General features: G+C 47.4%; 11 protein-coding genes. 4 read left to right on the top strand and 7 right to left on the bottom strand.

The genetic code is table 11. The features are described 5' to 3' along the window. Positions 1-172 (top strand): sensor histidine kinase (locus tag FP815_04395; protein ID MBA3014177.1); only part of this gene is annotated, 172 nt, incomplete at its 5' end. A 30-nt stretch (positions 173-202) separates the two neighbouring features. Next, positions 203-1,567 (top strand): sigma-54-dependent Fis family transcriptional regulator, encoded by a 1,365-nt coding sequence (locus FP815_04390; protein MBA3014176.1) that lies wholly within the window; start codon positions 203-205, stop codon positions 1,565-1,567. 36 nt (positions 1,568-1,603) lie between these two features. On the opposite strand, the gene FP815_04385 is transcribed toward FP815_04390, so the two are convergent. Next, on the bottom strand, positions 1,604-1,912 hold the full coding sequence (locus FP815_04385) for a hypothetical protein (protein MBA3014175.1): 309 nt from the start codon (positions 1,910-1,912) through the stop codon (positions 1,604-1,606). 754 nt (positions 1,913-2,666) lie between these two features. On the opposite strand from FP815_04385, the gene FP815_04380 reads away from it, so the two are divergent. Beyond that, entirely contained in the window at positions 2,667-3,149 is a 483-nt protein-coding gene (locus tag FP815_04380; protein ID MBA3014174.1) for a hypothetical protein, read from the top strand. A 26-nt stretch (positions 3,150-3,175) separates the two neighbouring features. Here the strand turns inward: FP815_04380 and corA are convergent, their stop codons facing one another. The 3 genes from corA to FP815_04365 all read right to left on the bottom strand — a co-directional run bounded on the left by corA (position 3,176) and on the right by FP815_04365 (position 6,808). Further along, on the bottom strand, positions 3,176-4,255 hold the full coding sequence (gene corA, locus FP815_04375; protein ID MBA3014173.1) for a magnesium/cobalt transporter CorA: 1,080 nt from the start codon (positions 4,253-4,255) through the stop codon (positions 3,176-3,178). Between the two features lie 93 nt (positions 4,256-4,348). Next, positions 4,349-5,182 carry a 4Fe-4S dicluster domain-containing protein gene (locus FP815_04370; GenBank protein MBA3014172.1) on the bottom strand — a complete coding sequence of 278 codons (834 nt, stop codon included), beginning with the start codon at positions 5,180-5,182 and terminating at the stop codon, positions 4,349-4,351. A gap of 39 nt (positions 5,183-5,221) precedes the next feature. Further along, the gene (locus FP815_04365; protein ID MBA3014171.1) at positions 5,222-6,808 is read right to left on the bottom strand and encodes a peptide chain release factor 3; all 1,587 of its coding nucleotides are present in this window, start codon (positions 6,806-6,808) and stop codon (positions 5,222-5,224) included. 440 nt (positions 6,809-7,248) lie between these two features. Here FP815_04365 and FP815_04360 point away from each other — a divergent pair, with 440 nt between their 5' ends. Then, positions 7,249-8,406 (top strand): response regulator, encoded by a 1,158-nt coding sequence (locus FP815_04360; GenBank protein MBA3014170.1) that lies wholly within the window; start codon positions 7,249-7,251, stop codon positions 8,404-8,406. A 728-nt stretch (positions 8,407-9,134) separates the two neighbouring features. Here the strand turns inward: FP815_04360 and phoU are convergent. The 3 genes from phoU to pstA all read right to left on the bottom strand — a co-directional run bounded on the left by phoU (position 9,135) and on the right by pstA (position 12,319). Beyond that, positions 9,135-9,821, bottom strand: a complete 687-nt coding sequence (gene phoU, locus FP815_04355; protein MBA3014169.1) for a phosphate signaling complex protein PhoU — start codon at positions 9,819-9,821, stop codon at positions 9,135-9,137. 29 nt (positions 9,822-9,850) lie between these two features. Continuing rightward, positions 9,851-10,639: a phosphate ABC transporter ATP-binding protein gene (locus FP815_04350; GenBank protein MBA3014168.1), complete on the bottom strand. Its 789-nt coding sequence runs from the start codon at positions 10,637-10,639 to the stop codon at positions 9,851-9,853. Between the two features lie 81 nt (positions 10,640-10,720). Further along, positions 10,721-12,319 carry a phosphate ABC transporter permease PstA gene (gene pstA, locus FP815_04345; GenBank protein MBA3014167.1) on the bottom strand — a complete coding sequence of 533 codons (1,599 nt, stop codon included), beginning with the start codon at positions 12,317-12,319 and terminating at the stop codon, positions 10,721-10,723. Between the last annotated feature and the right edge of the window lie 51 nt (positions 12,320-12,370).

Genomic DNA, 12,370 nt, shown 5'->3' with positions numbered 1-12,370 from the left:
TGATCCATTCTACACCACCAAAAAGGTGGGAGAAGGAACGGGACTGGGCTTAGCTGTTGTTTACGGAATTATTAAAAAACACAAAGGAAGTATTGTGGTGCAAAGTGCACCGGGGAAGGGAACCAGATTTGACATCACGTTACCATCAAGCGAGGGACAAACTACAGCATGACAATACCGTTAAACGAGATAGGAACAAATGATGTCCGACAATAAAGATTTACGAATATTGGTTGTTGACGATGAAGTTATCAACCTTCAGAACATAAGCCACATCCTTAACGCCGATGGATATTCCGTAGCAACAGCGCCGAACGGAATGGAGGCCATTGACAAAATTTCTCGTGATCACTTTGACCTGATAATTACTGATCTTAAAATGGCAGACATTGATGGTGTGCAGGTCATGGAGGCAGCACAAAATATGCTACCGGAGGCGGAAGTAATTATCGTCACTGGCTATGCCACTGTCAACTCTGCTGTTGATGCCATGGCCAAAGGCGCTTTCTATTACCTGCCAAAACCAATCAAGTTGAAAGAATTACGTATTCTGGTAAAAAAAGCCCTGGAAAAAGTTGTTCTTAAAAATGAAATAACCAGATTAAAACAGCGGATCATGGCAAAAAAAGGGGTGACCCAATTCGTCGGGCACAACTCTGCCATTTTAAAACTAAAAGATGATATTGCCCAAGTCGCTCAGTTGGACTGTAACGTTCTTATCCACGGTGAAACAGGCACAGGAAAAGAGCTGGTTGCCCGAACAATCTATGAACTGAGTCCCAGGGCCAACAAACGGTTCTTGCCAATTAACTGTGCAGCGCTCAATGAAGAGCTAATGCTCAACGAGCTTTTCGGTCACGAAAAAGACGCCTTCACTGGGGCCAGCAAAGGGCGCAAAGGCTTGCTTGAATCGGCAGACGAGGGGGTGGTCCTTCTTGATGAGATTGGTGAGATTCCGGTAACAATGCAGGTGAAACTCCTACGTGTTTTGCAGGAAAAAAAGATCATCAGAGTCGGCGGAACAACTGAAATTCCAATTGATATTCGCATAGTAGCCGCGACGAACAAAGACCTGCAAGATGAGGTCAAGGCTGGACGGTTTCGCCAAGATCTATACTATCGATTAAATGTTGTTTCACTCAACATCCCTCCTTTGCGCGACAGAAAAGATGACATTCCACAACTCGTGCGCCATTTTCTAGCAAAATATCCGATAGTTGACAACACGATGAAATCTATCACAACTGAAGCCCTGACCGCCCTCCAAGAATATGATTACCCCGGGAATGTCAGAGAACTTGAAAATATCATTGAACGGTCACTGGCAATGAGCAATGAACCGGAAATTAAACTTCACCATCTACCGCAAGAACTCAACAAGTACAAACGGATATCGACACACCCAATTCAAGCAGAACGACAGACCTGTAGCCTTGAAGAAAATGAGCGTGACCACATATTATCTGTTCTTAAAACAGTTGAAGGAAACAAAACGAAGGCAGCAAATGTGCTTGGGATTGACCGTGTATCTTTATGGAGGAAACTAAAAAAATATCAGGAGGGTTAACACTCTGGCACCATTGATGATGCGATCAGGACAAACTCAATCAGACGAAGAAGTAATATAACTGGAAACATTCTCTTCTACTTCTCCTTTTTTATTGGCAAGGATCTTGATCCCGTGGGAGAGAAGATGTTCACGTGAAGATTCATCAACCCCTCCGCAGATTAAGGTATCCACCTTAAGAGCAGTTAAACGCCGTACCTTCATAATTGGCATATCCTCCCGGATAGTTTCGATATGTTTCCCTGTCACGGCGTTTTCAGAACTTGTGATCACCATAAATTCCTGAGCACAATCAAAACGGGGGGAGATCCGTGAGCCAAACAAAGCTATCGCTGTGGTTTTCATAAGTATCACTCTTGCAATGAATTTTCATAACAGGCGGCATTTTTTATCAATTGTGAGTCATTTTCAATGCAATAGTAGTGCCTATCAAACAGCACACAGCAACAGTCAGTGATTTCTCCTGCCAGCGTGCGGCCCCTTCCTCCCCTTTCTCACTCGGTTGTCAACAAGCAAATCCCTCATTCCGGCTTTCCGCCAAAATGAACATGATGCACCCTGGCCAGGCACAATCAAAAAACTCCAAATCTCCACAAACCTGGTGAAACAGAAGGATATATCACTATTAATAAGCCTGTGAGGATCTTATCAGGATCAGTAAGAATGATGCTACAGATGCAGAAAATGTGACCTTGTTTTTCAGCATTAGCCCTATGATTATCTTAGACACGTAATCTTCACTTTTATTTACCCAGAGTACAAAAATTGGCAAAATCAGAAGCAAAACCATCTGTTTCCCCTGATACATTGCAGGTATGCAATCGTGCAATCCCTAAAATTGCATATTTGCAATTTTAGGGAGCAAAGAACGCAAGTTAGCGGACACAGATGAAACAATCCGGCATGCACACCTGCCAGACGACAAGTAATTTATCTCTCGATATCAATATATTGCATATACCTCTTCGAAAAAACTCCCTTCAAAACAAATTTATTGGCATCATGATTGCTCTGTTATCAAACCAAGAGAGAAGAGAAAAGAGAGAAAAACACCACAATAGGGGATAAGGACCCACACAAACCAAGAAGGAGGTGTATTATGAACACTAACAAAACAACCAAAAAATTCAGTGCCGAGAAGAAAACAGCGTTGTGTATCGTAATGTCGATGTTTTACTTCGCGATGCTGGCCTATCCTTTTGGAGTCAGTGTTGAAGGGTATGTATGGCAGAAAGTCCTTATTGCTGCGGTAATTTTCTTTGCCATCTCCATCCCAGCTTGGATTATCAATCTGAAGCGGGAGTTTTATGACGTACAGCAATCTGAAGGAACGGTTGAAGAACTGCTCGAAAATGAACTTGATGTTCACGCCCCGGAGAACATGGCAAACATAAGCAGGATCGGCGAACTGGCCCGTATACAGAAATGGCTGACACTTGAGGATATTGCCCAAATTCTGTTCTGCCAGAGTGGTGAGAGCGATAAGAGCGACAAGAAGTTTGGCCAGATTGCCATCAAGAGAAATTACCTGACCCCACAACAAGTCGAAAACCTCTTAAACATGCAATCTTCTCACTCCTAAAACCACAAACTCACCTTTTCCACCCTTCAAAACCACCCTCGTTTCCTAAAGACAGTGACCATGCCCACCGCCACTGCCAGCATCAACAAGAGCGCCCCAGGATAACCGTATACCCAGTTCAACTCCGGCATATTATAAGGGCTAATAGCTGTATTAAAGTTCATGCCGTATAGCCCTGCAATAAAGGTCAAAGGAATGAAGATCGCGGCAAAGATAGTGAGAACCTTCATCACCTCGTTCATCCGATTGCTGGCCGTCGACAAGTAGACGTCCAAAAGGCCGGTAATAATATCACGCAAGGTCTCAACGCTATCTATAATCTGGATGGTATGATCAGCCAGGTCTTTCAGGAAAGGATACGCAGCATCGGAAATAAACGGCAAATCATCGCGATACAAGGAATTGATCAGGTCGCGCAGGGGCCATACCGATTTCCGAAGCAGAGTCATCTTGGTTTTCAGCTTATGAATCCGAAAGATGGTCTCCTTTGTTGACTCACCGATGACCTCCTCTTCCAGATCGTCGGTCAAGATCTCCAACTGTTCAAGCAGAGAGAAATAGCAGTCTACGACTGCATCAAGAACAGAATGAGCCAGATAATCGGACCCCATCCTTCTGATCCGGCCTTTTGCTCCAGTGATCCGTGCCCGGATCGAGTCCATCGCAGCAAACCCTCTTTCCTGAAACGTAAGCAGCAAGTTATTGGTAATAACCATACTGACCTGCTCAAGGCCAATTTCTCCGTCAGCTTTGTTGTAAGTAGGCATACGAACGACGACGAAAAGATAATCATCGTAGATGTCGAGCTTCGGTCGCTGAGTAGTGTTGAGGATGTCCTCGACGGTAAGAGGATGAAGGTTAAAACGATGACCAATCTCCTCAATAATCGACACATCATGCAAACCGACAATATCAAGCCAGTTAACTACGCCAGATTCCGCGACAAAGGGCGGCAACTCGGCGGTCAATGTTGCTATTTCAACGAACTCCGGTGAAAAGGAAGTAAGGGTCAGAGTTACCGGACTGGTTCGCCGCTCACCAATATAAATAGCGCTCCCGGGAGGAAGCCCCATCTTGCGCGCCGGGGAGAGAGGATTTTCAGCCATAATTCCTGGTCCATTTTTCTGATTGCAGGCGAGGGAACCGTCTTGATCTCACTCACTAAGTGTTCTGGCAATAACAAACTCCACTCCTGCTGATCAACCAAACACCACCCGATTGATAGATGCCGGACCATGATCAACAGTTCGTTGATACTCCACCGCCGGGTAACCAAAAACCATCGCGTAGCCGACCAGGTGGTCCGACGGGATACCAAGGCGCTCCATAAACTCCGGCAAGAACTCAGAGAGGGTCCACCTGGCCAAACCATCCCATACCGTGCCCAGCCCATAGCACTGAGCTAAAAGCTCAAAATAGGAGAGTGCAATCAGACAATCAGGCTCGGGACAAGGACAGTTGCGAGGAGCGGAGGCAATTAACAGGTGAGGAGCGCCACGAAAGATGATATCGACCCCCTTCTCTTCCCACAGCCGGACAAAACCTGAAAACAATTGCCGCTCCGGGGGAAGTTTACCCTCCCGAACAGCGCTGGCCAGACTCGCCATAACCTCTTGACGCAGAACAGCCATGGACTTTTTGTCATCAACCACCGAAAACAAGACCTGACGGCTGTTAACACCGGTTGGCGCCTGCCAGGCAGTATCAAGTAGCCGCCTGATAAGGACCAGGTCCACATTCTCATCACGGTAACGACGAACGGACCGGCGGCCCCGCATCAAGGTATCCAATCGGGCGACATCAGGGAAATGACCCTGAATCGACACACAGTCTGCCGGATCAACTCCATGGATCGACAAAGCCGCCTCAGGACAGATAGCAAGGCAGTGCTGGCAACGAATACAGGCGCCAGCCCGAGCCGCAACCACCATAGGGACGTTTTCATCCATGGCCAGAACCATATAAGGACAATCGTCCACACACTGCCCACATCCAATACACAACTCCGTATCAACGCGAAATTGCAGATCCATCAGCTCTCCTCCTCTCACCCGATCATTAACTAAACCCCATCACATATGTTCCCTGGTCTTCATGAAGACAATATCCGGCCATTGCTCCATAACATAGGTCAGATGCCATTGACTCTGAGCCAAATATGTTAAAAACCCGTCCGCATCAAGATACAGACTGGCCTGATTCCGGCTCTTGAACTCCTCAAGCTTTTTACGATTCGCCGAGCTAATCCACCGGGCATCAGCCAAATCTACCGATTCATAGATGGCATCAACCCCGTACTCCGCTTTGAGTCGGGCCATGGTCACCTCAAACTGCAACTCGCCCACCGCTCCCAAGATATAACTACTGCCCAACTGAGGCCGGAAGACCTGCACAGCGCCCTCCTCCGCCAGTTGCAGCAGACCTTTTTGCAACTGCTTCAACTTCAAGGGATTTTTGAGAATGACCCGACGAAAGAGTTCCGGCGCAAAGTTAGGAATCCCGGTAAATTTAAGCGGCTCCTTAATGGAAAAAGTATCGCCGATTTTTATGGTTCCGTGGTTGTGAAGACCAATAATATCACCTGGATATGCCTCCTCGATATTAGTCCGGCCCTGGGCCATAAAAAAGGTGGCGTTCGACAAGGTGACCTCCTTACCAATCCGATGATGCATCACCTTCATGCCGCGGGTAAATTTCCCCGAACAAATACGCAAAAAAGCAATCCGATCGCGATGAGCCGGATTCATATTGGCTTGGATTTTAAAGACAAATCCCGAAAAATCCGCTTCATAGGGTGAAACCTCACGGGTCTCAGTCTGACGGGGTTCGGGATGAGGAGCGTTCTCGACAAAGGCGTCAAGCAGCTCCCTGACCCCGAAATTATTGACCGCGCTGCCAAAAAAAACCGGTGTTTGATTAGCCTTCAGATAGTGCTGATAGTCAAACGGACAGGCCGCTCCAGCCAAAAGTTCAATATCATTGCGCAGCTCCTCGGCCTGATGCCCTAACAGCTGATCAAGGCGTGGGTCAGACAAATCGGTAATAACAAGCCCGTCCTGATCGGCAGTCTCTTTGCCAGGGGTAAACAGGTGCAGTTCCTTGCGATAGAGATTGTAGACCCCCTTGAAATTCTTGCCCATGCCAATTGGCCAGGACATGGGAGCACATTCGATCTGGAGCTTATTTTCAATATCCCCCATAACCTCAAGGGGCGACAGCCCCTCCCGATCGAGCTTATTAATGAAAGTGATGATCGGAGTATTGCGCATCCGGCAAACCTCCATCAGGCGCTCAGTCTGAGCCTCAACACCCTTCGCACTGTCAATCACCATCAAGGCACTATCAACGGCGGTCAAAACCCGGTAGGTATCCTCCGAGAAATCCTGATGGCCTGGAGTATCCAGCAGGTTGATCTCAAAATCACGGTACTGAAACTTCATCACCGAGGTGGTCACCGAAATACCGCGTTCCTGCTCAACTGTCATCCAGTCGGAGGTGGCCTTACGGGCCGCTTTTTTTGATTTCACAGCTCCTGCCAACTGGATAGCACCACCGTAGAGGAGAAGTTTCTCTGTGAGAGTGGTCTTGCCGGCGTCGGGATGGCTGATAATGCCAAAGGTTCGGCAACGTTCAATTTCTGCTTTGTTAAATTGGGTCATATCGTAAATCGTATCATGTTAAGTGTTTCATAAAACAACTGGCAAGTGCGGGAACAAACACCAAAGCTGTAAAAATGGCAAAGGGTATTTTTTCTGATGTCCTACAATTCGGACTCGTTTAAGAGATGCTAATGCCGATAACTATTCACGCTGATAATATAGTGTAAATTCTTTGTTTCAAATTATTCTGAATAAACCAGAAAGAGGTTCATTTGTCATTGGCAAAGCGCAGATAATAAACACCTAACAGCCCTTGAGGTCGTGAATTATCACAAGAAGGAGTTCCCTGAACTTTTTTACTTATTATTCCGGATAATCAGTCATTTTTCTTAATCAATTTTTCACATTACGCTCATTATTTCTTAATCATAATCGTGTTTGATGACGTTCAGCGATACAATCTCCCAAGACCATCGCTCGGCAATGCAAAGGAGAAAAAAATGTCAACAGACTGCGCAAACAATACCTTTCTGCAAAGGAAAATACCCAACAACGCTGCCACGATCCTAATCGTCGAGGATGAAGATGATTTGGCAACTCTGCTTGAGTATCGGCTGCGTGAGGAGGGTTTCACCCCTCTCATCGCCACCAACGGAGACGAAGCATGCCAACTGCTTGATACAAACGTCGGAATCGACTTGGTGCTGCTCGATATCCTCCTGCCGGTAAAAGATGGCTGGGATGTCTGCCGCTTCATCAGAAACCACACCGAACCAAGGATCGCTGCCCTGCCGGTTATTATGCTTTCAGCTCTGTCGGCAGGTAAAAACAGAGTCAGAGGAATGGAGTGCGGTGCCGACGCTTATCTCGCCAAACCCTATTCAGTGAAGGAGGTCATCCTCAACTGTCACAAAATGATTGCTGAACGACAGGAACGCCACAGAATGGAATTGGAAGTAAGGAGTCTTCATAAGCAAAAAGAGAACAGCACAGCAACAAGACAAATGCTCTTTCACGAACTCCGTTCTCAATTCACGGTGATCGGCGGACTCTGTCAACGGCTGCTCAAAGGCAGCAATTTTCAGCACGAAAAAGCTAAAAGAAAGAACTACCTGCAAGTAATCAGTCATAGTATCAATCAAGTTTCTGAGCTGGCGGACGAGATGCTTCTGCTCACCAAACTGGAGAACACCGATCACAGTCTGCCGCGAGAGTATTGTCGCCTTAATGAAATCGTGACCGCTATTATGCCTGTTCATAACCAGACTGCCCAACGAAAAATGGTCAAAATCAACGTTTCTCCCCTGCCAAAGCAACCTGTCAGGCTGCACCGCCTCGCCCTAAAGGTCATCATCTCAAGTCTGTTAGATAACGCGGTCAAATACTGCCCGCCATCATCTGACGTCTCACTGGGAATCATAATCTCTGAAACCAGGATCCGTATTGTGGTGCAAGACCAAGGACCTGGAATCCCTCTTAAGGAACAACAAAAAATCTTCACGCCTTACTACCGGGGAGAGACAATCCGTGATATCCACCGAGGGACGGGGCTCGGTCTTTACTCAGTCAAACGCCTCTCCCAGGAACTCGGCGGTGAAATCCGCCTAACCAGTGCCCCAGGCGAAGGCAGTCTATTCCTCATCACTTTCAACCGATAGTAATCATCACTTGCTGAGCAGCATTGCTGCTCTCCTCTTAATACTAATAAAATTCGCTCCTTATTCAATTTTTAGGGCTTTTACAGTACAACGATTGCGGAAATAGCCCAGAAAAAGGGCTCAATTCAAAAAAAGTGATACATTATCAGTCACTTAGGTTTTAAATCCTTCCTCTTTGATAGTGCCCAGGTCCTGAAAATAGATTACCCAACAATGCCATGGAACAGTTTCGACCGTGCAGTCAGTAGGACACGGGTAACTTTCTATCGCCATTGGGCACCTCCCATCGAGAACTGTGCATAGGTATTTCGCCGCCTTTTCTAGCGGTAAAGTTTTACTAGCCATACCCCTCATCCTCTCAGTAATCGCTGCATTTTATCCCGCAAGCATGATAGTCAACAAGTCGCTGACCGCCACCCAACAACCAGATAATACTCCATTTCTTCAATGTAGCCAGGGGATGTCAGCCTATGGTGAAGGTATGATTAATTTTTGATGAAGAATTAGGAGCCGTCACGAAATAACTCCCGCTTTTTCAATTATTACATTACGACTCCTTATGCCGTTTTTACCAATTAGATGATGACATTGTTTTGTGACAACGACTTAGTGCCAAAGAAAAACAGGGAAGAAAAATATGAAAAAAATGGGGGGGAAGAGTCTCTTGAAATGCAGTGGAAACGATGGGGAGAGACGACCCCGTCTGCCGAACTCACCTCAAGAGATGGTTAATGACCTTCTGGTGTGTGCCGGACAATGAGGCCCTGAAGCATATAGATAACGTTTTCAGCAATATGAGTGGCGTGGTCGGCAATCCGCTCCAAACTCCTGGAGACACTTAACAGCATCCCCAAATAAGGCTGCTGTGTCACATCGTTCTGGATAATCTCATCGATCTGCAGACGAATCACCTTCTTTGCCTCGTCGACCTGATCATCCCAAAGCCGGACTTTATAGGCCAGATCGGCGTCCATTCTGACAAACGAGTCCAGACTCATCGACACCATCTTGGCGGTCTCGGCAAACATATGCTGAAAACGTTCCGGGAACTGTACTGCCAGGGAGGCGGAGAACGGTGCGTAATGCCTGTCTGCAAGGAGCAAAATCCGATCAGCGATCTTAACGACCAAGTCACCTATTCGCTCAAGATCATTGTTAATCTTAAGCACTGTCACCACAAATCTCAGGTCGCTGGCCACAGGCTGATGCTGAGCCAGTATCTGCAGACACTTCTCCTCCACCGAAATTTCAATATCATCAATACTGGCATCGGTGGTGATAATATCCCGGGCCAATTGATGGTCAAATTCCATCAGCGCCTTCTCGGCCTTAACAAGATTGGCCTCTACCTCAGAGCCCAAGTGCAGGATCTGCTTCTTCAGCTTTTCACGCTCAACAGAAATATTTTTTATCATAGCTCACGTCCTCAGACTTCGCACACAGCTCACCCGAAACGACCGGTAATATAATCTTCAGTTTCCTTACATACTGGAGTGGTGAAGATCCGTTTGGTCAACCCAAATTCAATCAACGAACCAAGATAAAAATATGCGGTAAAATCCGAGACCCGCGCTGCCTGCTGCATGTTGTGCGTAACGATGATGATGGTAAACTCACCCTGCAACTCCCGGATCAGATCCTCAATTCGAGCTGTTGAACGGGGATCCAGAGCGGAACATGGTTCATCCATGAGAATGATCTCAGGGGCCACTGCAATAGCCCGGGCAATACAAAGGCGCTGCATCTGTCCGCCCGACATCCCCATGGCTGACTCATGCAGGCGGTCCTTTACCTCGTCCCACAGGGCTGCCCGTCGTAAGCTATTCTCCACGGTCTCATCAAGAACATTCTTGTCTTTAACCCCGGCAATCCTCAAACCATAGATCACGTTCTCATAGATTGACTTAGGGAATGGATTCCACTTCTGGAAGACCATACCCACTCGTCTCCGCAACTCGATAACATCGACCTGGGTATCATAAATATCTTGACCATCAATCCGGATTTCACCTTCAATGCGGATTGATTCAATCAGGTCATTCATCCGGTTAAAACAACGGATAAAGGTAGACTTACCGCACCCGGACGGCCCGATCAAGGCCGTGACTTTCTTTCTGGGAATACTCATGGATATGCCACGCAGGGCTTCGCTGGCGCCATAGTACAGGTGGAGATCCTTCACGTCGACAATGGCGTCGGTGATGGACATAATGGGGTTCGGTTGAGGGCTCATAGAGTTTCAATTTAACGTTACGTTAGGACCGCGGCGCTCAGTTCAATAATAACCTGAGAAAACCATGCCCAACAAAGAACATCAGACATCAGCAATGGCGTACCGCTGACGCATGATGTTGCGAAGATGGATAGCTACACTACACAAAGCAAGAACGATGAGAATCAGCAACAACGTGGTGACATAGACCATGGGCTTGGCTGCCTCGACGTTAGGGGACTGAAAACCGATATCATAAATATGAAAACCCAAATGCATGAACTTCCGATTAAGGTGAATATACGGGAATTGCCCATCCAACGGCAAGGCAGGAGCCAGCTTAACCACACCGGTAATCATCAGCGGAGCCACCTCACCGGCAGCCCTGGCCATAGCCAAAATAAAACCGGTCATAATTCCCGGTGATGCCATAGGCAGGAGCAGACGAGTAAGAGTTTGGAACTTGGTCGCTCCCAAGGCCAGCGATCCCTCTCGCACGGCTGGGGGAATAGACCCCAAAGCCTCTTCTGTCGCCACAATAACCACAGGGATGGTCAGTAATCCGAGAGTCAGACTGGCCCACAGGATACCGCCGGTCCCAAAGGTCGGCGAAGGCAAGCGCTCGGGAAAAAACACATTATCCACCACTCCCCCAACCCCGTAGACAAAAAAGCCCAAACCAAAAATCCCGTAGACAATAGAGGGAATGCCGGCCAGGTTATTGACCGCGATGCGGACAGTTTTAACCAGAATACCGGCCTTAGCGTACTCACGCAAATAAATACCGGAAATTACGCCTAAAGGAAACGACAGGATGCTCATAAGCAGGACCAGCATCACGGTACCGAAAATTGCAGGAAATAGCCCGCCTTCGGTATTGGATTCACGGGGCTCGGCAAAGAAAAGTTCTCCTAATTTACACCCATAATGTCCAAACTTCTGAAAAAAATTCATGGAATTGGGCTGATATACCCGAACCAGCTGAGAGACCGGTATGGTTGCCTCTCTACCATCAGCTGCGCGAAACACGGCATTATACTTCGACAGCTCCTTGACATTGCGCTGCCGATCAGCAAGAAGCTCTTCAAACTGTGCCTTCAGCCCATCTTTTTTCTGAAGAAGTGCGACAATCCGTTCATCCTGATCAGTAATGCCCCGGTAATGGTACTTGGCAATGGCCTGATCAATCTTCTCAATCGCCAGATTGATATCAGAAAAAGTGCCATTAATTTTCTTGCCAGAGTCCAGAATTGGCGCTGCATCCTGGCGGACCTTTGTTAACGCCTCGTCAAGGCCTTCATCGTTCCCATCTGCGGTATGGCCAGGGCTATGCACCTTCAGCAAAAAGCCGAAGAAATTCCCGTATTCCTGACGTTCAACAACATAGGCATCTTGAGGATAGCTTCTATCCTTGACATCAGAATCATTTACCCAAGTAAAATCGAGACCATACAGATCTCGATTCCCGATTTTGAGCTGAAGACGCTGACCTTGACCAACGCCTTCATTGACCTGGGTCACCTCCCCCATGACGGCACGTCCGTCATTGAGGGTCAGTTGCACCAGCTGGCGCGGCCAAAAAACACCGATACCATTCACGACCACCACATAGAGGAGCAGCCCTGTCATGATGATAATAGTCGACAAGGTCAGGCCCGTTGCCCAGACAAAGGGCTCTCCGCGTCTCCAAAACTTCTTCATCATCTAATCACATTCCTTAGCTTAAAAGAGTATAACTGCTCAGGTTATCGG

The organism is Desulfobulbaceae bacterium (assembly GCA_013792005.1).
GTDB lineage: Bacteria > Desulfobacterota > Desulfobulbia > Desulfobulbales > VMSU01 > VMSU01.
The sequence above is the reverse complement of the archived record's forward strand: the minus strand, read 5'-3'. Positions and strand labels throughout refer to the sequence as shown.

Bases quoted from the DNA above. Each gene is read 5' to 3' on its own strand.
- FP815_04390 (MBA3014176.1), top strand. From the start codon at position 203: ATGTCCGACAATAAAGATTTACGAATATTGGTTGTTGACGATGAAGTT.
- FP815_04385 (MBA3014175.1), bottom strand. From the start codon at position 1,912: ATGAAAACCACAGCGATAGCTTTGTTTGGCTCACGGATCTCCCCCCGT.
- FP815_04380 (MBA3014174.1), top strand. From the start codon at position 2,667: ATGAACACTAACAAAACAACCAAAAAATTCAGTGCCGAGAAGAAAACA.
- corA (MBA3014173.1), bottom strand. From the start codon at position 4,255: ATGGCTGAAAATCCTCTCTCCCCGGCGCGCAAGATGGGGCTTCCTCCC.
- FP815_04370 (MBA3014172.1), bottom strand. From the start codon at position 5,182: ATGGATCTGCAATTTCGCGTTGATACGGAGTTGTGTATTGGATGTGGG.
- FP815_04365 (MBA3014171.1), bottom strand. From the start codon at position 6,808: ATGACCCAATTTAACAAAGCAGAAATTGAACGTTGCCGAACCTTTGGC.
- FP815_04360 (MBA3014170.1), top strand. From the start codon at position 7,249: ATGTCAACAGACTGCGCAAACAATACCTTTCTGCAAAGGAAAATACCC.
- phoU (MBA3014169.1), bottom strand. From the start codon at position 9,821: ATGATAAAAAATATTTCTGTTGAGCGTGAAAAGCTGAAGAAGCAGATC.
- FP815_04350 (MBA3014168.1), bottom strand. From the start codon at position 10,639: ATGAGCCCTCAACCGAACCCCATTATGTCCATCACCGACGCCATTGTC.
- pstA (MBA3014167.1), bottom strand. From the start codon at position 12,319: ATGAAGAAGTTTTGGAGACGCGGAGAGCCCTTTGTCTGGGCAACGGGC.